This is a genomic window from Paenibacillus solisilvae (assembly GCF_042656405.1).
Taxonomy (GTDB): domain Bacteria; phylum Bacillota; class Bacilli; order Paenibacillales; family Paenibacillaceae; genus Paenibacillus_Z; species Paenibacillus_Z solisilvae.
The window spans coordinates 1-26,159 of the sequence record NZ_JBHSOW010000030.1 but is presented as its reverse complement, the minus strand read 5'-3'; the positions used below and the strand labels follow the sequence as shown (position 1 = coordinate 26,159).

Here is a 26,159-nt window from a genome sequence, read left to right as displayed (position 1 = left end):
CTCTTTAAAATAGTTTAAAATGAAACGGTATTCTTGGATGATTGACGAGAAAAGTAAGGCGATCTGCCAAATAAGGGAGCTGTCCACGATGACCACCTATACAAGAGAGTCTTACTTCCAGGATGACCGTTTTCCCTTCTATATCGATCTATGCACGATTCACAAAGGCAATCAGATCGCTTCCCACACGCATGACTTTATTGAACTCGTATTTGTTGTGGAGGGAAATGCCGAGCATGAGGTGTCCGGGCATCACTACAAGCTTGCCGCAGGGGATGTCTTCGTCCTGGAGCCTAATGTCTATCACAGCTATCTGGCTTCACAAGATGAAGATACCCTCGTGTATAACGTGCTTTTCGAGGCGGCGTTTCTGGAAAAAGAATTGGAGGTGCTCCAGCAGCTTCCCTCCTTTATTAACTTCTTCTATCTGGCGCCCTTCCTGCGGAAAAGCCAATCCTTCGTTCCTTATCATCCGCTTCAGGCAGGACAAATGCTGCATATCCAGAGCCACCTGCAAATGATAAATGATGAGTTTCAGCATAAGCGCGAGGGCTACCAGCTCCTGATCAAAACCCGTTTCATCGAATGTCTGGTCTGGCTCAGCCGTTACCAGCAGGAGAATCGCAAGCATGCCAAGCGGGAGGAGATAAGCGACATCGCCTGGATCGAATCCATCCGCAACTTCGTAGAGCAGCATTACCAGCAGCCGCTTACGTTGAAGCAGCTCAGCAGACTCTGCGGAATGAGCGTATCGTCCTTCACGGCCAAGTTTAAGGAAGCAACCGGCATGAGCCTGCTCGACTACAAGCATACGGTTCAAATTCGCCATGCCTCGGAGCTTCTGCTTGCTGATACCAGCAAGAAGGTGCTCCAAGTTGCCTTGGAAACCGGCTTTAACGACCTCAGCTTCTTCAATAAAACGTTCCGCAAGCATATGGGCGTAACCCCTAGGGATTACCGGGTTCAGAAGGTCCACCATCCTTAAATGAGTCCGTAAATTGTAATTGAAAGGAAACCATTTAGCTGACACAGTCGTCTAATAATCATGAGGTTCAATCGAAGGTAAAGTCTGTTTCGTGAATGACTCGAAGGTCGGAGGGATGCAGTTGAAGGGCTTGGAAGAACTGAATATCCGGATTAAACTGTTTTTATTATTGTTATTAAGTGCAGGAACCGTATGCTCACTAGCCTTAGGCGTCTATCTGAGGCATCATACGGGGGAATCCATCTATCTATTCTTGAACTGGGACATGTTTCTGGCCTGGGTTCCGGCTGGGCTTGCTCTGCTCCTTGATATGGTATTTGTTTACTTCAAGCAGCCTGCTGCGGTCAGACGGCTGCTGCTGATTGTCCTCGGATTGATGTGGCTTTTTTTCTACCCGAATTCGGCTTATCTCATTACGGATATGCTGCATCCATTCAATTATTATCACCCTGTATACGGCAGCTTTCTGATTGATATCGAATTCTGGTACCACCTGTTTCTCTTCTTCTCGGCTGCTATGATCGGTCTATTCCTGGGCATTTATTCGCTGTACTCCGTCCAGACCCTTGTCAGTCAAGCGTTTGGGCGAATAGTCGGCTGGGTGTTTGCCGTAGGGGTGTTATTGCTGAGCAGCCTCGGCATCTTTATCGGACGGTTTATCAGGTGGAACAGCTGGGACGTGTTATCGGAGCCGCTTACGATCCTTAAGGATACTCATTTTATTCTTACGAATGCAGGACAGCTGCGCTTGTTGATCCCCTTTACCTCGATCATCTTTGTCCTGACTCTTCTAACCTATTCCTTTGTTTACTCCTTCACTTATTTAAAAAGATCCTGATCAAAAAAGACATCCATCGAACTAAAATTCGAGGATGTCTATTTCACCATTTATTCTGGGTGTACATGCGAATGGGGTAAAAAAAAGCCCGGATCTGCATCTCTGCATCCGAGCCCTTCATTTCAATTATTTTACGCTCCAAAGCTCTACACGATCTTGTACATATTTCGTATAACCGGCTTCCATTTTCTCAACACCGGCTTTTTCCAGATCTTTCATGTACGTATCCCAGATTTTATCGAAATCTGCCGGTTTAGCCAGAATCGCTTCAGGGATGCGTTTCCAAGTGATATCCTTCATTTTGTTGCCTAGAATCGTTACTTCATCTTCACCCGGAATGGAGATATTCCAAGCTGCGCCGTACGCTTTTTCTTTAAACTCGCTTTCTTTCGGGAACAGGTCTTTCCAAGTTGTTGCTTTGTAAGCGGCAAGCGTTTCTTTCTCTACATCGCTGTAGCCGACAACCAACTGCTCTGGGAAATTCTTCGTGTAGTAGTTGCCGGTTGAATCCTTCGCGCCATCGCCGTAGTGAGCCATCATATTCCAGTAGAAGCCGATACCTGTTTCTTTCGTGAATGCTGTGTTGTCGGTGTTGATACGGTCCTGCACTTCTTGAGGCACAACGCGTTTGCCATCTACAACTTTGTAGTGCTTGCCTTCAATACCCCAGTTATTCAAGATTTGACCTTCGTCGGAAGCTAAGAAATCCAAGAATTTAATTGCACGAACAGGATCTTTACACGTTGTTGAAATTGCGATACCATAGCCGCCCATGAAGCCTGTAGGCCAGAAGGATGCTTCTTTGATATCTTTGGACATGGTTACTGGATAGTGACCATATGTTTGATCGAATTTGCCTGCGGATTTCAACGCTTGCTGGCTGTCATTGTAATCCCAATCTTGGTCAATCAAGCCAAGAACACGGCCGGAGGCCACTTTCGCTTTGTATTGATCATACTTTTGCACGAAGCTTTCTTTGTCGAGTAAGCCGATATCGTTCATATGGTTCAGCCAGCGGAAGTATTCTTTCTCTTCCGGACGGCGGAAGTGATAGGTTGCTTCATGCGTCTCTTGATTGACGAAATATTCTCCATCATCGGAACCGCCGGTTGTCGCTACAGCCGGGTTCGTTACCGAGATATACATATGCCAGTCATCCGCATTGAGGGAAACACCGATATTTTTATTGCCGTCAGCATCGGTCGGATGTTTGTCCAGGTAGGATTTGATAACCTTCTCATAATCTTGAACCGTACGAATTTCCGGGTAGCCCGCTTCCTTTACAACGCGGTGCTGAAGCTCGAATCCTCCGCCTGCAACGAATCTCTCTTCGTTAGCGGCAGCCCAAGTCGGGATGGCATAAATGGATTGATCCGCATTGGTGTATTTGGCCCGAACCATGTAATCGCCAAGCACTTTCTTGATGTTCGGAGCGTATTTATCAATCAGTTCTGTGAGGTCCATAACAGCGCCGGCATCAACAAGCTTGCCGATATCGCCTTTGGCTGCAATGATATCCGGATAGTCGCCGCTCGTTGCGATTAAGGCAACCTTCTGAGCAGGATCGCCGACAGCGAATTCAGCATCCAGCGTAACGCCGGTTTTCTTCGTAATTTCTTTACTTACCTCATCCTGCATATTGTTCCAGTTTGGATTCGGGTCTTCACCAAAGAATGAAAAGGTAATTGGTGATAAATCATCTGCTTTCGCGTCGTTCCCTGCATTGGCGGTATTGGTATTACCTTCTGTCTTTGTGCCATTGCCGGTATTTGCTCCATTATCGTTCCCTGTGTTATTGCCGCAGCCTGCAAGCAGACCGCCAAGCAGCGTAAGTGAAAGAAGAATAGAAGCTGTTGTTTTCTTTCTGCGCATGTTGAAACCCTCCCAAATTTGTTGAAAAGTTATATTGTTTGAACAGGTTGCCCTGACCATACCACATTCATCTTCTAGCTCTTCACTGCCCCAAGCGTCATACCTTTTACGAAATAGCTCTGCAAGAACGGATAAACAATGAGGATCGGCACCGTGACAATGATCGTAATCGCCATCTTAACGGACTCCGGAGAAATCTGCGACATCACTTCAACCATGTTCCTGCCGCGGAAGCTGTCCGTGTTCGTCGTCGTGCTTTGGATAACTTTAACCAGTTCATACTGCAGCGTCGTTAAGTGATCCTTGGAGCCATTGTACAAATACGTATCGAACCAGGAATTCCATTGACCAACCGCCAGGAACAGCGCAATCGTCGCGAGTGCAGGCTTGGTCAGCGGAAGAATAACACGCCAGTAGATCGTGAAGTCATTCGCGCCATCGAGTTTAGCCGACTCCTGAAGAGCGTAAGGAATGCCATCGATGAAGGAACGGACAACGAACACATTGAAGGCGCTGACAAGACCCGGCAGCACATAGACAGCGAACGTGCCGATCATATGAAGGTCTTTAATCAGAATATAGAACGGGATCAATCCTCCGGATACATACATGGTCAGCGCCAGGAAGGTGGAGACGAATTTTCTGCCCTGGAAGTCGATCCGGCTTAGCGTGAACGCCAGCATCGAAGCACTGATCAAGCCAAGAACCGTACCGATAACCGTACGAAGTATGGATATTTTGAGGCCTGTAATGAGGCCGGAGAATGCAAAGATCGTCTCATAGTTCTTCAGCGTGAATTGCCTCGGATAGATCGTGATCCCGCCGCGGACACTGTCCGTGGAATCATTCAGCGATATCGCGAGCACGTTCAGGAACGGGTAAAGCGTGATGAGCGTAACCAAGATAATGGCGACGTATACGACAATATCGAAGATTCGGTCGGACCAAGGCGTGCCGCCGTATCGTTTAGCTTTTTCCATTTGGCACACCTCCTAGATGATGCTTTCCTTCGTAATTTTCTTAAACAAGCCGTTTGCGGTAAACAGCAGAATAACGCTGATGACGGAGTTGAATATATTGATCGCTGTACCAAACGAATATCGGCCCATGCCAAGCCCGTAATTAAGGGCATACAAGTCTAATGTTTCCGAATAATCGCGAACCAGGTTGTTTCCGAGCAGGAACTGCTTCTCGAAGCCGATACTGATCAGATGGCCGATGGACATGATGACCAGAATGATAATCGTCGACCGGATGCCCGGCAGTGTAATGTTCCATACCTGCTGCAGCCGGCTTGCGCCGTCCACCTTGGCTGCTTCGTATAATTCAGGACCGATGCCCGCGATGGCGGCCAAATAAATAATGGTGTTCCATCCGGTTTCTTTCCAGACGTCGGCGGCTGTTACGATACTCCAGAAGTAATTGCCTTGTCCCATAAATTGAATCGGTTCTTTAATAAGATGAAGACTTACGAGCAAATCATTAACAACCCCGTTGTCAGTGGACAACATCTTGGTTACGATCCCTGCTGCTACAACCCAGGACACAAAGTGAGGCAGGTAGGAGATCGTTTGCACGAATCGTTTGAGCACCTGGATCCTTACTTCATTGAGCAGAATGGCGAATATAATCGGGATTGTAAATCCGGCAATTAGTCCCATACAGCTCATGGCGAGTGTATTGCGCAATGCCTGGAAGAACTGATCGTCATGAAACAGCTCCCTGAAGTACTGCAGGCCAACCCATTCCTGATCGAGGAACGATGATTTGGGCTTGAACTTCTGAAAGGCCATCAACCAGCCCCATAGGGGCAAGTAGCTGAATACGAATACCCAGGCTACGAAGGGGAGTGACATCAGGTACAAATATTTTTGCTGTAAAAAGATATTCCAGAATTGTCTCTTTTTCTTCTCTGGAATGGCAGTAGTGGCTGTTATCGCTTTCATCGTATCCCTCCTTGCTGTATGTCCTCATGATAAGGGAAATGAAGCGTTTACAATACCCTAGGAATTCACCTTAAAATCATGTGAAAATTGTATGCGCTATCATTGGGAAACTCCTTTTTTGCGGTAAGCGGACGGAGAGCCTCCTACATATTTTCTGAATTTGCTGTGAAAATAGTCCACATTCGTATAGCCGACCTTCTCCGCAACCTGATAGACCTTCATCCCCTGACTCAGCAGCTCTTTCGCCTTCTCGATGCGGACTTTATCCAAATAAGTGTTGAAATACTCCCCGGTTACGGTTTTGAACAGCTTGCCTAAATACGCGCTGTTGTAGTTAAATACATCGGCGAGTGCATCCAGCTTCAAATTCTCATAGTAATTTCTCTGAATCAGATCGATCATTTTGTTGATCTGCTTATCGGTTCCTCCATGGCTCTGCGCATGGTTAAACGCATGCAGATATTGAACGAAATACTGCTCCAGCCCACTGTATGTAGTCTGCTGATAGATCGCAAGAATGTCCGCCGACAGCTGCTGACTCTTTGACTGAAGCTCCGGCTCGCTTTGAAGCTTTTTATTCAACACACGGTTAGCCACCTGTGCAAAATGACCTTTAATCTCCTGCTCAGAGCCGATTGCTTCAAGCTGCTGCTGACCCATTTCCGAGACCAGCTCCGCTGCAGCCTGCATATTCCCGACATCGATAGCGAGATATATTTTATCCGCATATGCATACGGCTCCGTTTCATGATTCAAATTCTGAATCCGATTGACCTCATCGTGAACGGGCGGACCTACCCGGACGGAATGAACCGTTATGATCTGATCATCTTCATAGAAGAAACGGTGCGCGAGTAGTCTGTAAGCCTCCTCGTAGGAACTGCTGATATCCTGGAGCTGTCTGACCGCTTGACCGGCAGCGATTGCAATACTCATTCCCTGCTCGGCGGCAAGCGTATGGATGTCTTGATGGATGGAATTACGGACTCTCTCGGTCTGCAGGTTATCATTCAGCAGCAGCCCAAGATATGGCTCTTTGGAGAAGACAATTCCCCTGCCTGCTTCATCGAAGGCTTGAACCAGGCCTTTCTTTATTTGAGTCAGCTGAGAAGGCTCGATTTCATGCCCGCGGCCGTAAAGCTTCATGAGAATTACGGCATACCTTTCCCACTGCAGCCCTGCTGTGACCGCTTCCTGAACATTTGATTCGGCCGTCTCCACGCTTCCTCTTGTCAATATAGACTGAATCACCGCCTCACGGCTTTTCTCCTCCATTTCAAGCGCTCTTCGTTTAGCCTCCGACTCCCGATTCAGCTGTGCTTGAAGTCTGAGTAAATAATCAATCAGCTCATCCTCGTCAACAGGCTTTAGCAAGTAGCCGTCAATATTCAGCTTGATTGCTTTCTTCGCATAATCGAAATCCGCATAACCGCTCAGAATCAGGACATGGGGTTCATGATAATCCTGTCGCAGCTTCTCGATCAGCTCTAAACCGCTCATACCGGGCATGCGAATATCGACAATCATCAAGTCGGGTTTATATAAGTCATATTTAATCAAGGCATCCTTGCCGTTTGCTGCCGTGTCGACAACCTGATATCCGTAATGCTCCCAATCGATCAGCGTGCGCAGCCCTTCCCGAATCGTAGGTTCATCATCCGTAATCAATACTTTATACATGCAATTCGCCTCCAACCGGAATCATAAATTGTACCTTTGTCCCGGTACCGGGTTCACTCCAAATGTGAAGACCATATTCACTCCCGTAAGACAGCTTTAGACGCAGGTGAACATTCCGCAGCCCAATACGGTTCTGCTCATCATCTTCCTTCTCCTCAAGCGACTGATTAAGCTCATTCATTCTTTCCATAGTCATTCCTTCTCCGTTATCAATGACCTCCACCTGAACGAAGGATTCGATAAGCTTCACCTTAATCTGCACAAGCCCTCCGGCTTCTCTGTTCTCCAGTCCATGAATAACCGCATTCTCAACCAAAGGCTGAATAATGAGCGGGAGAAAAGGAAGCTGCTCTGCTTGAGGGTCGATAAGCAGCTCATAGCTCAGCCGATCCTCATAACGGAACTTCTGAATCTCCAGATAGCAGCGCACCATATCGATCTCATTCCACAGCGGGACAGTCCGGCTGCCTGCTTCAAGATTCTTTCTCATCATCTTGCCAAGCAGGCGGACAACCTTGGATATTTCGGATTGCCCCTTTAAATGAGCTTTCATGCGGATGGATTCCAGTGCGTTAAACAGGAAATGCGGATTGATCTGGCTGGCCATCATTTTGAACTTAATCTCATTCTGCCTGGATTCCAGCTGCACTTTCTGCTGATTCGAGTCCTTCACTTCTATAATGAGCTCCTTGATGCTGACCACCATGGAATTGAACTGTCTGGACAGCTGGCCGATCTCATCTTTCCCGTCGATCTCCAGCACAATATCCAGATGCCCGGTCGCCACCTTCGTAATATGCTTGCTTAGCCGCAGCATCCGCTTGGACAGCATCGTGGAGAAACCATAGATCAAGATAACAGCGACTGCAAAGCTGATCATAATGACCGTGGCTGCAAGCAGAATAATATGATTCGCTCCTTTTACAATACCTTGAATGGAGAAGATGGATACAATGCGGATGCCCTTCAAATTCGGCTCAGCTACGAGCGACTCGATCTGTATCCGCGATGATTCACCATCCAGAACGGCTTGGAAGCTTCCGCTTTTTTTATTAATGATGTTCGGGTCAAAATGAATATCTGCAAGCGTCTTCCCTATCCGATCCGGGCGGTTCGCTGAGACGATGTGGTTCTCCTCATCGATAATCATCGTCTCGAACGACTCTTGACCCAGTATCGAATTAAGCACGCGGGGGTTAACGTTAATTACCAGCACACCGCTGCGATGCTGATTGATAAAATCGATTTTGCGAACCAGACTCAAATAGGTCTGATGGTCCCGTTCATCCTCAATATAGCTCCATCCGATCAATCCATTGCTGCTTTGAGCCCGCTTGTACCAGCTGGAGTTCAACACTTTTTGGGAAGGCTGAATGAATTCCCAGTTATCAAGCAGCGTCTTGTTGCTGATGTAAAGCCGAATATTCGAAACCTCTTTATATAAACGCATGTACTCTTTTATGTCGGGATAATCTTGATAGGCTTTCACGACATCGTACACCGATTCGTATTGACGGTTAGCGACCGTCTCCAGTCTGCTGTCGTTGGATAACCGGTAGGATATATCGTAAGACACGTTAATGACCTCTGCCGTTCTCTTCTTGACCCGGTCTACGTTCGTCGCCGTCTGCTCAAGCGCGTTATCGAGTGCCATATGACGAAGCTGGATCGTCAAGAATCCGCCGACAATCATGACCGGAATAAATACAACGACAATAAAGGACAGCACGAGCTTCGTCCTCAGCTTCAAATCATTAATGACACGAATGAGTCCACGTACCATGATGCTGCTCCCTTCCTTGTCCTCCCGATTCGGAAGCGTTTACAATATAAGCAGTTCCAGATTAATAAATAGCCTGACCTTCATTTTAATCGAGTTCTTCCGTGAAAAAACAGGTAATTATTAGTTGTTCTTTCATATAATAATTAGCTATATTTCAATTTAACAGGCAAAAGAAACGGTGCCTCTAAAGGCACCGCTGTGAATTGAGTATAACTTGAAACGGGTAATTATTCAGCAAGATAGATTTGGAAAGTCGCAGTGTTCTTATTACCTGCGATAGTAACGGTATTTCCTTGTACAGCTGTATGATCGCCCTTCACGGATTGAACGGATTCACTGCCTTGTACCTCGAACGTAAACGGCTTGCCGCTGCCATCCGCCTGCACCACGATTACATTGCCTTCACGGGCAGCCGTAACCTGCAGCTCTGTCTCCCCTTTTACGTTACGAACCTTCGTACTTGCCGTATGGCCATCCTCCAGATTGTATACCGTCAGCTCGACACCGTCTGCATAATCATAATCCGGACGAAGCTCATTTGCGCCCATTGCGATAATGGCATTCGGACGGACGAACAAAGGAAGGCTCATGAAGCCGTATGTTTCTTTCAACCATTGACCGCCTTGAACGGTATCGCCCGTAAGCAGATGCGTCCATGTCCCTTTGGGTAAGTAATAGGAAACCTGGCCCTTTTCGCTGAACACTGGCGCAACCAGCAGGGAATCGCCGAGCATATATTGACGATCAAGCGTTTCTGTTGCCGGGTCTTCCGGGAACTCCAATACCATGGCGCGCATGGAAGGCAGTCCCATCTCAGAAGCCTGAACGGCTGTATCGTATAAATATGGCATGATCCGGCATTTGAGCTTGGTGAAGAAGCGTGTCACATCGACGGCTTCCTCATCATAAGCCCAAGGAACCCGGTACGATTTGCTTCCGTGCAGACGGCTGTGGCTCGATAACAAGCCGAATGCCAGCCAGCGTTTGAACACATGATCAGGCGCCGTATTCTCAAACCCTCCGATATCATGACTCCAGAAGCCGAAACCGGACATACCTAGCGATAAACCGCCGCGAAGGCTCTCTGCCATCGATTCATAATCCGCATAACAATCCCCGCCCCAATGGACCGGGAACTTCTGCCCTCCAACTGTAGCCGAACGTGCAAACACCGCCGCTTCCTGCTTGCCAAGCTTCTCCTCAAGCACTTCAAAGACAACCTTGTTATATAAGTAAGTGTAGAAGTTATGCATCTTGACGGGATCTGAGCCGTCGAAATACACGACATCAGTCGGGATTCGCTCGCCGAAGTCCGTTTTGAAGCTGTCCACACCCATATCTACAAGATCCTTCAAGTACCCTGCATACCATTGACAAGCATCGGGGTTCGTGAAGTCGACAAGCGCCATGCCCGGCTGCCACAGATCCCATTGCCATACGTCACCGTTCGGTCTCTTAACGAGGTAGCCTTTCTCCTTGCCTTCCGCAAACAAACGGGAGCGCTGGGCGATATAAGGGTTAATCCAAACGCAGATTTTGAGCCCCTTCTCCTTCAAACGCTTCAGCATTCCAACCGGATCCGGGAATACGCACTCATCCCACTGAAAATCAGTCCAATGAAATTCACGCATCCAGAAGCAGTCAAAATGGAAAACATGGAGCGGTAAATCACGTTCAGCCATGCCGTCGACAAATTGATTAACCGTTGCTTCGTCATAATTAGTCGTAAACGACGTTGTCAGCCATAATCCGAATGTCCATGCCGGAGGAAGCGCCGGTTTACCTGTCAAATCCGTGTATTTGCCAAGTACGTCTTTGATGGTCGGTCCATCGATGACGAAGTATTCCAGCGACTCGCCTGGAACGCTGAATTGAACCTTCTTCACTTTCTCCGATGCCACCTCGAACGAGACCAGCTCCGGATGGTTGACGAATACGCCGTATCCTTTACTGCTCACATAGAACGGGATGTTCTTATACGATTGCTCGGAGCTTGTCCCGCCGTCTTTATTCCAAATATCAACGATCTGACCGTTTCTAACGAAAGGCGTGAACCGCTCACCGAGTCCATAAATATATTCGCCTACACCAAGATCAAGTTCTTCACGTACATATGATTGTTTATCCGGTCCTGTAATGTACGCCATTGAGCGGACAGCACTGCCGGTAATCCGTTCTGATCCACGGTAGAAATCAATTCCCCAATCCGCACCCTTACGAATACGAAGCGTTAAATTTCCGCTCGTCAAGGCGACAGCCGAGTCGGTTTCTTCAATCGTTACATGATCACCTGTTTGTTCGGACAGCTCAAATACAGGTCCGCGCTCAGCGACACCCTCATGATGAACCAGCTTCACACCGATGATTCCCGGAATCGGAGAATGGAATTTCACCGTCAGCAGCATTGTATCGAGCATACTGGAACGGTTAACGATCGGACGAGGAGAAACATAAGCTGTCACTTTACCATTTACTTGATCAAAGTCATGCGCTTGAACCGCGCTGAGTACTTGATAGCCTTCGCGAATAAGCCAATTGCCGTCAGTAAATTTCACTTCAAGACCGCCTTCCGTATACGTAGTAGAGTCGTATGAATTGTCTATAGTGGCATTATACTGATATAATTATACGTAAACTAATATAATTCTGACTATTTATAACACGATAATGACTAAATGATTGTTTTGCGCAGAATGATTGGCTTGTGCAATTCTTTGGTTTGCGCAGCATGCAGTCATTACTTATTCATAAAGGAGATGCAGCGAACAATGGATAGAAGCGCCCCCCTTAACCTTAAGGAAAACCGGGTGCATGGGCATTCCCTGCTTCCGATCGCCGTTTACGAGGTGCAATGTAATGCTGGCGAAAAGGGTTTTGACCTTCATTGGCATAAAGAAGCCGAATGGCTCATGGTCGTCCAAGGCGAAGTGCTTTTTCAAATTGACACCGAGTATTTCACCGTTCAAGCAGGAGAAGCGCTGTACGTGGACAGCGGCGACATTCACGCTGCGCTTGAAGCGAGCAGAACTTCTTCAGCCGTTTTCTACGCCATCGTCTTGGATCTGAATTGGCTGTCCAGCAGCAGCTTCGATACCGTTCAAAGAAACTACATCTCTCCCCTTCAAGAAAAGACCAAGACCTTTCCAAGGCACATACGGCCATATTCCGATTGGGAAAAGCAGCTCCTGACGCATCTTGTACATCTCGTTCAAACGTTTGAGAAACAAACGCCAGGTTATGATATCCGTATGAAAGCTCTATTGCTGCTTATGCTCAGCGAGCTGTCGGCGGAGGAGGGGCGGGCATGCGATCGAAGCGAGGCGGTCCTTGCAGATAACACCAAAGTCGAACGGCTCAAAACCGTCATTCTCTACATGCACAACCATTATCAACACAAGATCACCATAAGTAGGCTTGCTGCGCTCATCCCCATGAGCGAAGGTCAATTCAACCGCTTCTTCAAAGCAATGACAAGAACGACTCCGATTGATTATTTGAATGCTTACCGGATCAATAAAGCAGCCGAGCAGCTCCTTCTCTCTGACCGCAATATATCTACCGTTGCTATGGACGTAGGATTTGACAACTTGAGCTATTTTATTAAAGTGTTTCGAAGAATGATGAAATGCTCCCCCTCTGAGTTCCGGAAGGCAAACAGCGGGTCTGCCGGCTGGAACGGAATGACATTCATGACGTAAATAAAAAGCTTTACCCGCGCAGACCGACAGCTTGCAAAATGTCTGTCTTTCACAGGTAAAGCTTTGGTTTCAAAACTGCTTTCCGTTATATAATGGTCGGCTGTGGTGTGCCGATACGTTGAACTTCCTCTTTGAGATTCAGCATCCGCTTATCCAGCACCGAGATCATGTCGGCTGTTTCCTTCAGTTCATCGCGGATGGACAGGGGCATATCCTCATGGAATTGATAATATATCTTATGCTCGAGGCTTGCCCAGAAATCCATGGCAATGGTGCGGATCTGGATTTCAACATTCACATGCTCGATTCGATCGGATAAGAAAACAGGAATCTCAATGATGAGATGCAGGCTTTGGTAACCGTTAGGCTTCGGATTCTTAATGTAATCCTTCATTTCCAGCACCTTAACGTCGCCTTGCCTGCGAATCATCTCGTAAACCCGGTATACGTCGGTAGAGAAGGAGCAAATGACCCGTACTCCGGCTATATCGCGAATGTGGGCTGCGGCATTTTCCTTCGAAACCTCCAGGCCTTTGCGCTGCAGCTTCTCTACGATACTCTCCGGTGACTTGATCCGCGTCTTCACATGTTCAATCGGATTATAATGCTGCACAAACTGCAGCTCTTCGTTCAATATCGTTAATTTCGTACTCATTTCATCCAATGCGAATTTATAGCTCATCAACATTTTAGCCCATTCCAGGACCATCTGCTTGTCCAAAATCTGAATCACTCCTGCCTGTGTCCCGCTTAGGTTAAGTATTACTATCACCCGTCTATTCTAAGTAATACTTTCGCAAGGTCCAAAAAGTTTCATCCTAATTTGTGCAGCAATCCAATTAGCATGGCTAAGATACGATTATTTCATGCTACCATTCCGCAATGCTCCCGTCGGCGTGGCGCCAAACCGGATTTTTCCAATCATGCGAAATCGCCGCCATTTTCCGGACCTGACCTTCATTAATCTCAATGCCAAGGCCTGGTCCCTGCGGAATCTTGACGAATCCGTCCTCATAGCTGAATAGAAGCGGATCCTTCAAATAATCAAGCAGGTCATTGCCCTGATTATAATGAATACCCAAACTTTGCTCCTGAATAAACGCATTATGCGCGGTGGCATCCACCTGCAAACAAGCAGCCAAAGCAATCGGTCCAAGCGGGCAGTGCGGAGCAAATGCAACATCATAGGCCTCCGCCATCGAGGCGATCTTCTTGCATTCCGTTATGCCGCCTGCGTGCGAGAGATCAGGTTGAATGATATCTGCATACCCATCCGACAATAATGTTTTGAAATCCCAGCGGGAAAACATTCGCTCACCCGTCGCAATCGGAATATTCGAAGCCCGGGCAATCTCTCTAAGCGCCTCATTATTTTGCGGAAGCACAGGCTCTTCAATAAACATTATACGGTACGGCTCAAGCTCCTTAGCCAAAATCTTAGCCATCGGCTTATGTACGCGTCCGTGAAAATCGATGCCGATACCCAGATAAGGCCCTGCCATTTCGCGAATCAATGCTACTTTGGCGAGCAGCTGATCCACCTTCTCATACGAATCAATATACTGCAGCTCTTCCGTCGCATTCATCTTAATAGCGGTAAAGCCGGATTCCTTGGCCTTCAATGCGGCTGTTCCTACATCACTTGGCCGGTCTCCGCCGATCCAGGAATAGATGCGCATTTTATCCCGGCAAGCACCGCCCAGCAGTTGATAGACAGGTGCATTATAATATTTCCCTTTAATATCCCACAGCGCTTGATCGATCCCCGCGATTGCACTCATAAGCACTTCCCCGCCGCGGTAGAATCCGCCGCGGTACATCGCTGACCAATGATCTTCAATACGCAGCGGATCTTTGCCGATCAAATAATCCGCAAGCTCTTCAACCGCAGTCTTCACTGTACGCGCACGGCCCTCGACGACGGGCTCACCCCAGCCTGAGATCCCTTCATCCGTTTCAATCTTTAGAAACAACCACCGGGGCGGTACTTGAAAGAGCTCTAGTTTCGTGATTTTCATCATTTAACCTCCATCTTACTCAAGTTTGTCAATGCATCGTTAATTCTCTTCAAACGGGTTTCTTCCTTCTTGGAGCTGACAATGGATTGCACGATTTCTTGCTTCTTCGTAAAGGATAATTGCTGGAATACGCTTTCAATTTTATGATGACGCAGCTCATTTAACAAGTCTTCCGGCACTTCCACGATCCGCGGTTCAGTGTCTTGGCTCAACCTAACTTGAACCCATTCGCCCGGCTTTTTCCCCAGCTGCCCTCTAACCTTCTTCGTCACTCCCAGGCAGTGACAATCCAGCCCCATCTTGGCCAAAGAGCCTCGATATTCTGCTGTTCCGTCGAATACAGCCTTTACTTTCACCTGTCCCTTAGCGCCGAACTCCTCTTCCACATTATAGGGGAATTGAATATAAGCGGCATCCATATCAGGATGCTTTAGGATTTGCGCTTGAAACGTATAGGTCTTCATTTGGCCCCGCCGAAATCAGATCCCGGTAAGCCATGGTGCTCTAGTTCTTCTTGCTCCATCTCCTGTAATTGCCGGTCAACAGCTTGCATGGATAACTTGGTCACTCCTCACCCTGATATGAGTTAAAATCATTTCCAACAAACGAAAGCCGCCTTGCCATCTGATCGTATCACGCCTCTCCTGCAGCTACAAGCCAACACTTGTGATCCTTAAACAAAAAACTCTTGATCAATAATCAAGAGTCCTTTCCTACACATACTTCATTAAAATGCTCTCCACATGCTGCAAATGCTGCTTCATCCGATCAGCGGCGAGCGCTGCGTCCTGCTCCGCAATCGCTGTGAAAATCGCCAAATGCTCCTTGTACAGCCGCTCCGAAACAGACCGGTTCGCATACAGCTCCGCACGGCGAATTTCTCGTATTGCCATCTCCAATTGATTGGTGATCGACTCGAATAGCCGAACCATTATACGGTTGTGAGCTGCTTTGGCAAGCGTCAGATGAAAGAGTAAATCGGTACGCTCTCCTTCCCTATCATCGCCTATGGAATGCTTCATCTCCAAGATGAGCTCATTCAAAGCTGATAAGTCCGCATCCGTCCGTTTCTCGGCGGCAATGGCCGCATTCGATACCTCCAGGGATTGGCGGACTTCAAGCAGCTCCAGCAGCGTTTCCCGGTTAGACCGCAGCGACTGCAGCTCCGGAAGAGCAAGATCCGCCGGGGAGCTGCTGATCACTCGGCAGCCGCCGCCTTGGCGGATTTCAATCCAGCCCATCGCCTTGAGCGCGCTGAGCGCTTCCCGGGTCGTCGAGCGTCCGACGCCGAACTGCTCGGACATCTCTTTGGTCGAGGGCAGCTTGTCGCCGACCTTGAGCTTGCCGCTCGTAATGAGCAGCTTGATCTGCTCCGCTATTTCTTCGTAATGGTTGCGTTTGGTTAGTCGTTTAACTTCCATACCCTTTAGCTTACCCTACCAGGAGCGCATAGACAACGCCGGGACCATGAACGCCGATGGTTAAATCATTCTCGATATCTGCCGAACGGCTCGGGCCGGAGATAAAATGGATCCCTGCCGGCAGGCTGCCTTGACCGGATTGATCGAAATTGACCAGGATTTCGCCTAATCTGGTCTTGAGCCGCTCCACTGGAATGATCGCCATCAACACGGTCGGAAGAAGACTGACCGACCTTCCTTTGTCCTTGGAGGACAGCACGGTGATCGAGCCTGTATAAGCGGCTGCATAATCAGCAATAACCACGCCAAAATCAGCTTCTGCGGCGCGCGCTCGCCAATGCTCCTCCGCACCCGTGTTCCAGACGGATATCAACGCATCAGGTATCGCGCCTTCAAGGTCAAGCTCACCCAGCTCCCGCTGATTCTGGCGAATAATGAATTTCGCACTCATCTGCTCCGCCTTCTCTTGAATGAAGCGCCTCGCATCCTCCATGGAGGCCAGCCGCTCAACATGTCCACCGGCGCTTATAAAATTCTCCGTGAAGTGGTCGATTCGCTCTTGTTCAGGCCAATCAAACGACTGCCAGAAATCCGGCGCTCCGCGGAATGGATGATCAGGCTTCTCGATGACTCTTGAACGCTTCAGCTTGCGTGCGATTTCATCCATAAACGATACCTGCTTCGCTTTGGACTCTGCTGTCAGCTTAGCAAGAAATTCCTGATGGGATTGCTCCGGCACCTCTGCCTGTGCTTTCGCCTGCTTAAATTGCTGTGACTCAGCCATGACCATGACCTCCCCCTTGTTTCCGTTCCTTCGCAATGGCTTCCATACGGCTCTTCATCACAGGGTCCATCTCCTGTAATCCATGCCGGATCTCCGCTTCCATCGTCCCCCAGATATCCCGGAACGATTCCTTCGGCAGGCTTGGCGCTACCCGGTATGAATTCCAGCCTTTGAGCGGACCGATCTTCAGACGGATGCCGCCGTCGCGAACGACCAGCTTTTGCCCGAGCTTGCCAATCTTCAAAACAGTCTTGAACCGTTTTGCATTGGACATGACAGCCGCGAAGCCTTTCATACCAAGCGCTTCTGCCTTGTCCCCCCGGCCGCTCTCGAGCTTGCGCCTGCGAAGATAAATGAGCATTTCATGCAGCGGGATCTTCACCGGGCAAGCTTCATAGCAAGCACCGCACAAACTTGAAGCATTGGCGATATCATCCCACTGCTCCGTATTCTTGTTGAGCGCCGGCGTCAGGACGGCTCCGATCGGCCCGCTGTACGTGCCGCCATACGCATGGCCGCCAATGTGACGATAGACCGGGCATGCATTCAAGCAGGCACCGCAGCGGATACAGTTCAGCAGTTCCTGGAATTCCGGATCGCCAAGCTGCAGAGAACGGCCATTATCAACGATAATAATATGCATTTCATCCGGCCCGTCGGCATCAGCTTCCCGGCGCGGCCCCGAAATTCCCGACATGTAGACGGTCAGCTTCTGCCCGGTTGCCGAACGCGGCAGCAGCGTCGCCATCACCTCAAGATCCGCCCATGACGGAATGATCCGCTCCATCCCCATTAACGTAATCTGCGTCTTCGGAACTGTCGTAACCATTCGGGCATTGCCTTCATTCTCAAACAGCACCATGGAGCCGGTCTCGGCAATCGCGAAATTGCAGCCGGTCATCCCGATATCCGCTTCAAGAAACTTCTGTCTAAGCTTGCGGCGGACGAATCCGGCAAGAATGGTCGTATCCGGTGCCAGAGTTTCACCGGCATCTTCAGACAGAAGCTCGGCAATTTGATAACGGTTCTTGTGGATGGCAGGAATAATAATATGTGAAGGCGTCTCTCCGGCTAGTTGAATGATATATTCGCCAAGATCGGTTTCGATGGCTTCCACACCGATCGATTCGAGCGCATGGTTGAGATGCAGCTCTTCGGTGACCATGGATTTGGATTTGACTACGGACTTCGCTTGAACTTGTTCCGCAATAGCGAGCGATAGTTTTACCGCCTCTTCAGCCGTCTCTGCAAAATGAACATGAACGCCGTTAGCCCGGGCATTATCGACAAAGAGGTTCAAATAATAATCGAGATGCGCAATCGTATGCAGCCGGATCTGCCGGCCGCGTTCCCGCCATTCATCCCAGTTCCCGTGATCCGCTGCAGCCTTTTCCTTGCCGCCGCGCAGCCTCTCTGTCGTGAACCGAACCGCTTTTCGCAGAAAATCATTGTTCAGGGCCAAATCTGCACGTTCCTTGACAGTTGCTCCTGCTTTGCTTGTTCCCGTCGTGCTCATGCTCCCTTCACCCCTTCATATAAGAGCTCCGCCAGATGCATGACCCGTACGGGCTGATCCCGGTAACGCAAATTACCGGCAATATTCATCAGGCAGGCCATGTCCAGTCCAACCAGAACTTCCGCTTCGGTCTCCAGCACATGGTCTGTCTTCTCCGTCACCATTGCGCCTGATATATCAGCCATCTTTACCGCGAAGGTTCCGCCGAAGCCGCAGCAATCATTGGCAAATGGCAGCGGCACAAGCTCCATGCCCCGGACACTCTCCATCAGAGCAACCGGCTCATCCTTTACGCCCAGCAGACGACTGCCATGGCAGGAAGGATGGTAGGTCACTTTATGAGGGAATGTTGCTCCAACATCGGTCACGCCCAGCACCTGCACGAGAAACTGACTGAATTCATAGGACTTGCTTTGCAGCTGTTTCGCTTTCTCCAGCATGACCGGGTCGTTCTCGAAGAGCTTCGGATAATGGTGAATCATGCCAGTACAGGAACCGGAAGGCGAGATGACAAAATCGCAATCCTCGAATGCCTCGAGAATGGTAGCCGCCGTCTCTCTGGCTTCCTTCCAATACCCGCTGTTAAAGGCCGGCTGGCCGCAGCAGGTCTGAACCGTCGGGAATTCAAGCTGTACCCCGTACTTTGCAAGCAGTCTGACCATCGCTTCCCCCACCTTGGGATACAGCGCATCGCTCAAGCAGGTTATGAATAAAGAGACCTTCATGACTGAACCTCTTTTCTAGTTATTTAGGAGGAAATGAATGCTGTGTAAACCGTAGGTTTTCACAAACCAATCATTCAGGAATGAATGCTGTGTAAACCGTAGGTTTTCACATACCAATCATTCAGGAATGAATGCTGTGTAAACCGTAGGTTTTCACATACCAATCATTCAGGAATGAATGCTGTGTAAACCGTAGGTTTTCACAAACCAATCATTCAGGAATGAATGCTGTTCCAACCTCCGGTTAGATCTAAGCAATTATTTAAATTATATCAGGTTATCAGACAAGTTGAATAGATCATTATTAAAATTCAGCCAACCACCGATAACGATGGAAGGCTGATACTTGATTTTAAACAGTTGTAATCGCGATATTCCTCTCGTTTAGCTGCTCTAACGTATCCTTGGAAATTCTGGAATCGGTAATGATCGCATTCACCTGATGCAAATCGGCCACATGTGTGAAGGCTTGAATGCCGAATTTACTGGAGTCGGCGAGCAGAATGACCTCATCGGCCATACCGGTCATTTTCTGCTTAATTCGTGCCTGCAGCTCATTGGATTCACTTATCCCCCGTTCGAGATGGACGCCCTTACAGGAGAAAAACACTTTATCAACATGGTAGGCATCCAGAGATCGCTCCGCCAGCGGCCCCACAAACGATAAGGATCGCTGAGCCAGAATCCCGCCTGTGGAGATAACCTCGATCTTCTCTCTGCTGCTGAGTTCCATCGCAACCTTGATGGAATTGGTCAGCACGGTAAGTGGAAAATCAGGCAGCATCGAAGCCATATACCATGCGGTCGTACTCGCATCCAGCAGAATGCGGTCCTTCGGCTGAATCCGCTTAATCGCTTCCTCTGCTATCCGCTTCTTCTCTTCCGCATGGATGATTTCCCGCTCCGTATACGGCGTTTCAGGCTGCTGCACCTGATCCTTCACACTGACAGCTCCGCCATGGGAGCGTCTCAGCCGACCAGCCTGCTCCAGCCGGTCGAGGTCCCGGCGAATCGTCTCCTCCGTGACCTGACACAGCTCGCTTAGCTCCGAAACCCGAATACTTCCTCTTTCACTCACGAGCTGAACAATTTTCTCATAACGCTCTGCAACCAGCATAACTACCCTCTTTTCAAAACCGTGACGACGGTATACGTTTCATTACATTGATTCTGCAAACCTCGTTTTACTCTGTTGTTAGTGTACCACGAATTAAGCCAGTCCCGTAACCTTCAGGAACTCTCTGTATGCAGCATCCCAAGCATCGCTTTGCTCCGGCTCGTAGGCGGTAACCGGGAATGAATCGGCAATCACCCTGCGTGCTTCCCATATATCACTTAGCTCACCTTGAGCAATCCACTGGACGACAAGGTTCCCAATCGCGCTGCCTTCAGCAGGTCCAGCCCATACCGGCTTGCCGATTGCATTTGAGGACCATTGGCACAGAAGCGTGTTATGAATGCCTCCGCCGACCATATGCAGCCCGCTGAACCGCTTACCCGACAGCTGTTCTGTCAATTCCAGCACATAACGGTATTTGAGCGCCAAGCTCTCCAATATGCAGCGCACGATCGTACCTGGTGAATCCGGCACCTGCTGCCCGGTATTCCGGCAGTACTGCTTCACCTTCGCCGGCATGTCGCCGGGATGCAGAAACAGGGGATCATCCGGATCAATGAAAGCCGAGAAAGCAGGGGCTTGATCAGCAAGCCCCACTAATTCAGGGAAGGAGTAGGTCATTCCTGCTTTTTCCCATTCCCGGCGGCTTTCTTGGAGAATCCAGAGGCCCATGATGTTCTTAAGCAGCCGGAATGTACCGTAGGCCCCGCCCTCGTTGGTGAAATTCAGCTGCTGAGCAAGCTCGTTGATGACAGGCTGCTCAACCTCAGTTCCCATCAGGGACCAAGTCCCGCAGCTAAGGTATGCGAAGGACCGTTCCAGAGCCGGAACCGCGACGACAGCTGAACCCGTATCATGCTCGGCAACCGCATAGACAGGAATAGAAGGGATGCCAAGCTCCTCCGTAACCGATTCTCGCAGCTGCCCGACCTTCGTTCCCGGTCTAACCACATCGCCGAACCAGGAGGAGGACAGGCCGAGCTTGCGAATCAGTTCCGGATCCCAACGATTATCAACCGGATTATAGAGCTGGGTTGATGTCGCATTCGAGAATTCGTTGTGCATCTCCCCGGTCAGGAAGTAGCGCAGTAAGTCCGGTATCATGAGAAACCGATGCGCCTCGCGCAGCAGCGGGGAATCCGCTTCTTTCAGCGCAGCAAGCTGATAAATCGTATTAAAAGGCAGAAATTGAATGCCGGTGCGCCCGAAGATTTCGGACTCCGTAATCGACTCCACCACCCGCTGCATCACACCATCCGTATGACGATCCCGGTAGTGATACGGATTGCCAAGCAGCTCTCCGTTCTTGCCGATGAAGCCGTAATCAACCGCCCAGGAATCAATACCTAAGCTCTGCACCGTTATTCCTTGATGCTTGGCCTTCAGCAGCCCCTGCTTGATCTCATGAAACAAGCGGAGAATATCCCACTGCAGACGGTCGCCCACCTGTACAGGATCATTGGGAAAACGGTGAAGCTCCTCTACCACGATTTTACCGTCTATTAACCTGCCGAGCAGCGCTCTTCCGCTGCTCGCCCCCAAATCATACGCTAGAATGCTCGACAACCTGCATCATCCTTATTTAGTCGAATTGGCTAAAGTATTACGCTCCAGCAGTACATTTTTCTCGTATGCTTTGATCTCTGCTAACCATTCTTCACGAACCGGAACGCCTTGTTTGGCGCAATAGTAATCCCATACGGCTCCAAACGGATAAGATTTGAACTCTTCCGTAAGCGCAAGTCTGGTCGTATAGTCGCCTTGTAATTCAGCTTGGCGCAGCTCTTCAACCGGATCCAGCATCGCTCTTAGCAGTGCTTTAAGCGTGTTGCGCGTTCCGATAACCCACGCCGCTACCCGATTGATGCTCGCATCGAAGAAATCAAGTCCAATATGCGTTTTACCTAGCAAATCACCGCGGACCAGCTCGCGGCCGATATCGATTAATTCATCATCCAGCGTGACCACATGATCGCTGTCCCATCTCATTGGACGGCTTACGTGAAGCAGAATACCATCCGTGAACAGAGCAAGGGATGATAGTTTATTGGAAATCACCTCTGTCGGGTGGAAATGTCCGGCATCGAGGCAGATCAGCTTGTTGTTCTGAATGCCGTAGCCCATATAGAACTCATGGGAGCCAACGACATAGGCTTCAGACCCGAGTCCAAACAGCTTGCTCTCAATCGCATCCAGGTTATGGGCAGGGTTCAGCTCCTCCTCGAATACTTGATCAAGCGCATCCTTAAGGCGCTGCCTTGGAGCCATCCGATCCGCAGGCACATCCTTGAAGCCGTCCGGAACCCATACGTTCGTGACACAGGTTTGACCGAGCTGTTCGCCGAAATAAGCGCCGATCTTGCGGGATGCTTTGCAGTGGTCGATCCAGAATTGACGGATCGCCGGGTCAGGATGGCTTAACGTAAACCCATCCTTGGATTTCTCATGCGAGAAACAAGTCGGATTGAAGTCAAGACCCAGCCCCTGCGCCTTGGACCAATCCACCCACTTCTGGAAGTGCTTCGGCTCAATCTGATCAAGCTCAACTTTCTCGTCTGTATCCACATAGATCGCATGAAGATTCACTTTATGCTTACCCGGAATCATTGAGAACGCTTTCTCTAAATCGGCGCGTAATTCATCAGGCGTCGTAGCCGCTCCCGGATAATTTCCCGTTACAGAGATGCCGCCGGTTAAGGCCTGATCCTTGTTCAGAAAGCCGCGAACGTCATCCCCCTGCCAGCAATGCATGGAAATTTTGATCTTCGACAGCTGATCGAGCACACGGTCAACGTCGATTTTATGCTGAGCGTACAGCTCCTTGGCTGCTTCATAATTGCTTACGATTTTTTGCTGCATGTTGAATTCTCCTCCATGGCTTTACTTTATTGGATAAGCAATTACAGACATAAGGGCATTTTCGGCTTGTGTAGCATCCAGACGGCTGTATTGAACAATGATCGGCAGATCGCTGACAACCTCAATCGCGTAAGGAACGCCGAGCGGAATCGACTTTCCTTTCTTCGTCAGCGAGCTTGTGCGGATATGCTTCGTGCGTCTGCCAGGAACCACATAGAGGATTTCCTCCAGCGGCTCCTGATCTTCAAAAAATATCGTGATTTTAAGCAGCGCTTCCTCCGAAGAGCAGTTCAGCACGCAGATGGATTCATGACTCTCCAGCTTGCCCGCGCTCGTCGGTGGAATATAGGCATCAGGTATGATCCAGTGTCTTTCTCCCCGTGGCTGGAACATAGGCTTAACGGGTGAAGGCAGCTGGAACGCCGCCGTCGATAGTCAGCATACAGCCAGTCGTTTTATCTGCTTTGGAGGATGCGAAGAAAGCGATACCTTCGGCAATGTCCCGCGGATAAATGTTAACGAGCAGCGTCGTGCGTTTACGGTAATACTCTTCCAGCTGATCCGGTTCGATTCCATAAGCGGCCGCGCGCTCATTGCGCCAGCTTCCGTTCCAAATCGCAGAGCCCTGCAGAATGGCATCAGGCAAAATCGTGTTGACGCGGATACCGAATTCTCCGCCTTCAGCTGCGATACAGCGGGCCAAATGAGCCTCGAGCGCTTTTGCCGCGCTGTAAGCAGAGGCGCTTTTACCTGCATAAATGGAGTTTTTGGAGCCGATGAATACCATGTTCCCGCCCACCCCTTGTGTTTTCATTAGTTTAAAGGCTTCGCGAGCAACGAGGAAATACCCCGTACCCAGCACATTAATATTGAGGTTCCATTCCTTGAGCGAGGTTTCGTCAAAAGGACTCGACGTCGCAAGACCAGCATTGTTCACGATAATATCAACGCCGCCAAAGGCAAGCGCCGTCTCCGCGTAAGCTGCAATGACAGCCTCTTCGCTTGTCACATCCATCTTAACCGCAATCGCACGGTTCTCTCCGAATTTCTCATTAATTTCAGCGGCAACCTTCTGTGCGCCCTCCAAATTAAGATCTGCAAGAACGACATGCGCGCCTTCCGATACCAGTCTGCGGGCTGTTTCGCTGCCGATACCGCCTGCGCCGCCGGTGATGAACGCAACTTTGCGTGAAAACTCCGTTTCAGCAGGAGCGAGCGACAGCTTATACAGCTCAAGCGGCCAGTATTCAACGTTGTACGATTCATTCTCGCTGAGCGAGACGAAATCTCCAAGCGCTGTTGCGCCTCTCATCACAGCAATGGCACGGTGGTAAAGCGCGCCGCTGACTTTGGACATCGCCCAGCTCTTGCCTGTGTTAATCATGCCGACACCGGGAATAAGAATAACGCGCGGCGCCGCTTCGAACATGACATCGCCTTCATGCTTATTGCGCTCGAAGTATTCTTGGTACTGCTGCTTATAAGCTGCGATGCTCTCTTTCAGGATGGATTTCAATCCTTCGATGTCATTGGCATCCGGGGACCAGTGAACAAAGAGAGGCACAACTTTCGTATGAACAAGATGATCCGGGCAAGCAGCGCCTACTTGTGATAAATTCGGTGCATTCTCGCCGCCTACGAACTGCAGCACATCCGCTTCGTCATCGAAAGTAAGAATCATTTTCTTCGCATCGCTGACTGCACCGCGAATCGTTGGCATGATTTGCGATGCAATGCTTTTGCGCACGTCAGCCGCCAATGCCTCATGCTTCACACCGCCAAACAGCTTCGCTTCATTCACCCGCGCCTCGATGAAAGCTTCCGCTTCACTGATGACAGCGATTGTCTGTGCATAGCAGGCTTCGGATGTATCGCCCCATGTCACAAGGCCATGCTTCTCCATAAGAACTAGCTCCGCTTTCGGATTATCGAGAACGCCTTGAGCAATCATTTTGGAGAGCGTAAAGCCGGGACGGATGTAAGGAACCCATACAAAACGGTCTCCGAAGATTTCTTGAGCCAGTTCTTTGCCGTTATGCGCGCAGCATAAGCTGATGATGGCATCCGGGTGCGTATGGTCGACATGCTTGAAAGGCAGGAACGCATGCAGCAGCGTCTCGATCGAGGCGCGTGGATGCTTGCTGTCAATCATACAGTTAACCAGATAAGCGACCATTTCCTCATCCGGCATTTCGCCCTTTTCGAACAATGGACGGATATCGTCCATGCGAAGCCCTGTGAAGTTGCCGGCCTTCATTGAGGCTAAATCAGAGCCGCTGCCCTTCACGTACATGACTTCAACATCACGTCCGCGGAAATCCTTGACGGTCGTCTTGCTAGAGGTGTTGCCCCCGCCCCAATTACAAACGCGACGATCTGCACCTATGATATTAGAACGGTAAACAAGCTCATTCAGTCCGCCTTGAAGCTCTGAAGCTTTCGTGCTGTCCCATAAACTTTGTACCATGATAAACCTCCGATGAAATTTGATTATGTTTGTTTGAACTCAGTTTATCATGTTTGTTTGTTTTTGAATACCAAAATTTCAAAGAAAAACAAAGATTAATAGATTCATAAGAACAGCAAAACGAAAACTGTCCCCAGCAGCTTTTGCTAAGGACAGTCTTGATTGCGATGGAGCCCAAAACGCTTACATTTGTATTTCTACGGGGATTGAATGAGTGTCATTGTCAAGTTTAGCCGGCGATTGCTCTTAACGATTAGCCTTACTCTCAATGAAAGCTGTCAATTCAAACGCACAAACCTATACTGGATTTTGTACAGTGTAGAGGGTGGATTTGAATCATGAAAAGAAGCTATACTGCATTCCATACAGTTAAATGTCCGCAAATGAGCTTATGTCAATATAGTAGACACAACTTTATGAAACCTGGAGTTGCTCGTAATAGCTTTTTTC

21 protein-coding genes are annotated in these 26,159 nt (G+C 49.2%); 3 read left to right on the top strand and 18 right to left on the bottom strand.

The genetic code is table 11. The features are described from left to right. Positions 1–88: 88 nt before the first annotated feature. Positions 89–985 carry an AraC family transcriptional regulator gene (locus ACFPYJ_RS08140; protein WP_379187601.1) on the top strand — a complete coding sequence of 299 codons (897 nt, stop codon included), beginning with the start codon at positions 89–91 and terminating at the stop codon, positions 983–985. Positions 986–1,076: 91 nt separating this feature from the next. Next, entirely contained in the window at positions 1,077–1,823 is a 747-nt protein-coding gene (locus tag ACFPYJ_RS08135; RefSeq protein WP_379187600.1) for a DUF1361 domain-containing protein, read from the top strand. 126 nt (positions 1,824–1,949) lie between these two features. Here the strand turns inward: ACFPYJ_RS08135 and ACFPYJ_RS08130 are convergent, their stop codons facing one another. The 6 genes from ACFPYJ_RS08130 to yicI all read right to left on the bottom strand — a co-directional run bounded on the left by ACFPYJ_RS08130 (position 1,950) and on the right by yicI (position 11,659). Next, the gene (locus ACFPYJ_RS08130) at positions 1,950–3,695 is read right to left on the bottom strand and encodes an ABC transporter substrate-binding protein (protein ID WP_379187599.1); all 1,746 of its coding nucleotides are present in this window, start codon (positions 3,693–3,695) and stop codon (positions 1,950–1,952) included. A 74-nt stretch (positions 3,696–3,769) separates the two neighbouring features. Beyond that, positions 3,770–4,675, bottom strand: a complete 906-nt coding sequence (locus ACFPYJ_RS08125) for a carbohydrate ABC transporter permease (RefSeq protein WP_379187598.1) — start codon at positions 4,673–4,675, stop codon at positions 3,770–3,772. Between the two features lie 12 nt (positions 4,676–4,687). Then, positions 4,688–5,641 carry an ABC transporter permease gene (locus ACFPYJ_RS08120; RefSeq protein ID WP_379187597.1) on the bottom strand — a complete coding sequence of 318 codons (954 nt, stop codon included), beginning with the start codon at positions 5,639–5,641 and terminating at the stop codon, positions 4,688–4,690. A 99-nt stretch (positions 5,642–5,740) separates the two neighbouring features. Further along, the gene (locus ACFPYJ_RS08115) at positions 5,741–7,321 is read right to left on the bottom strand and encodes a response regulator transcription factor (RefSeq protein WP_379187596.1); all 1,581 of its coding nucleotides are present in this window, start codon (positions 7,319–7,321) and stop codon (positions 5,741–5,743) included. Next, positions 7,314–9,104, bottom strand: a complete 1,791-nt coding sequence (locus ACFPYJ_RS08110) for a sensor histidine kinase (RefSeq protein WP_379187595.1) — start codon at positions 9,102–9,104, stop codon at positions 7,314–7,316. Before ACFPYJ_RS08110 ends, ACFPYJ_RS08115 begins: the two co-directional genes overlap by 8 nt. A gap of 227 nt (positions 9,105–9,331) precedes the next feature. Continuing rightward, complete coding sequence (gene yicI / locus ACFPYJ_RS08105) at positions 9,332–11,659, bottom strand: alpha-xylosidase (protein WP_379187594.1); 2,328 nt, start codon at positions 11,657–11,659, stop codon at positions 9,332–9,334. 213 nt (positions 11,660–11,872) lie between these two features. Between yicI and ACFPYJ_RS08100 the strand changes: the two genes are divergently transcribed. Next, entirely contained in the window at positions 11,873–12,802 is a 930-nt protein-coding gene (locus ACFPYJ_RS08100; RefSeq protein ID WP_379187593.1) for an AraC family transcriptional regulator, read from the top strand. A gap of 85 nt (positions 12,803–12,887) precedes the next feature. On the opposite strand, the gene ACFPYJ_RS08095 is transcribed toward ACFPYJ_RS08100, so the two are convergent. The 12 genes from ACFPYJ_RS08095 to ACFPYJ_RS08040 all read right to left on the bottom strand — a co-directional run bounded on the left by ACFPYJ_RS08095 (position 12,888) and on the right by ACFPYJ_RS08040 (position 25,709). After that, a complete protein-coding gene (locus ACFPYJ_RS08095) occupies positions 12,888–13,523 on the bottom strand; it encodes a GTP pyrophosphokinase (RefSeq protein WP_379187592.1) in 636 nt (211 codons plus the stop codon). A gap of 148 nt (positions 13,524–13,671) precedes the next feature. Beyond that, a complete protein-coding gene (dgoD, locus tag ACFPYJ_RS08090; RefSeq protein WP_379187591.1) occupies positions 13,672–14,820 on the bottom strand; it encodes a galactonate dehydratase in 1,149 nt (382 codons plus the stop codon). Further along, positions 14,820–15,284 carry a YdeI/OmpD-associated family protein gene (locus ACFPYJ_RS08085; protein WP_379187590.1) on the bottom strand — a complete coding sequence of 155 codons (465 nt, stop codon included), beginning with the start codon at positions 15,282–15,284 and terminating at the stop codon, positions 14,820–14,822. Before ACFPYJ_RS08085 ends, dgoD begins: the two co-directional genes overlap by 1 nt. Before the next feature lie 249 nt (positions 15,285–15,533). Beyond that, entirely contained in the window at positions 15,534–16,241 is a 708-nt protein-coding gene (locus ACFPYJ_RS08080) for a FadR/GntR family transcriptional regulator (protein ID WP_379187589.1), read from the bottom strand. Positions 16,242–16,251: 10 nt separating this feature from the next. Further along, positions 16,252–17,025 (bottom strand): LutC/YkgG family protein, encoded by a 774-nt coding sequence (locus ACFPYJ_RS08075; RefSeq protein WP_379187588.1) that lies wholly within the window; start codon positions 17,023–17,025, stop codon positions 16,252–16,254. Beyond that, positions 17,018–18,541 carry a LutB/LldF family L-lactate oxidation iron-sulfur protein gene (locus tag ACFPYJ_RS08070; protein WP_379187587.1) on the bottom strand — a complete coding sequence of 508 codons (1,524 nt, stop codon included), beginning with the start codon at positions 18,539–18,541 and terminating at the stop codon, positions 17,018–17,020. Before ACFPYJ_RS08070 ends, ACFPYJ_RS08075 begins: the two co-directional genes overlap by 8 nt. After that, complete coding sequence (locus ACFPYJ_RS08065; RefSeq protein WP_379187586.1) at positions 18,538–19,266, bottom strand: (Fe-S)-binding protein; 729 nt, start codon at positions 19,264–19,266, stop codon at positions 18,538–18,540. Before ACFPYJ_RS08065 ends, ACFPYJ_RS08070 begins: the two co-directional genes overlap by 4 nt. A gap of 352 nt (positions 19,267–19,618) precedes the next feature. After that, positions 19,619–20,383 (bottom strand): DeoR/GlpR family DNA-binding transcription regulator, encoded by a 765-nt coding sequence (locus ACFPYJ_RS08060; protein ID WP_379187585.1) that lies wholly within the window; start codon positions 20,381–20,383, stop codon positions 19,619–19,621. A gap of 93 nt (positions 20,384–20,476) precedes the next feature. Beyond that, positions 20,477–21,949 carry a rhamnulokinase gene (locus tag ACFPYJ_RS08055; protein ID WP_379187584.1) on the bottom strand — a complete coding sequence of 491 codons (1,473 nt, stop codon included), beginning with the start codon at positions 21,947–21,949 and terminating at the stop codon, positions 20,477–20,479. 12 nt (positions 21,950–21,961) lie between these two features. Further along, the gene (gene rhaA / locus ACFPYJ_RS08050; RefSeq protein ID WP_379187583.1) at positions 21,962–23,242 is read right to left on the bottom strand and encodes an L-rhamnose isomerase; all 1,281 of its coding nucleotides are present in this window, start codon (positions 23,240–23,242) and stop codon (positions 21,962–21,964) included. Positions 23,243–23,263: 21 nt separating this feature from the next. Further along, entirely contained in the window at positions 23,264–23,635 is a 372-nt protein-coding gene (locus ACFPYJ_RS08045) for a sensory rhodopsin transducer (RefSeq protein ID WP_379187582.1), read from the bottom strand. A 4-nt stretch (positions 23,636–23,639) separates the two neighbouring features. Beyond that, entirely contained in the window at positions 23,640–25,709 is a 2,070-nt protein-coding gene (locus ACFPYJ_RS08040) for a bifunctional aldolase/short-chain dehydrogenase (protein ID WP_379187581.1), read from the bottom strand. Between the last annotated feature and the right edge of the window lie 450 nt (positions 25,710–26,159).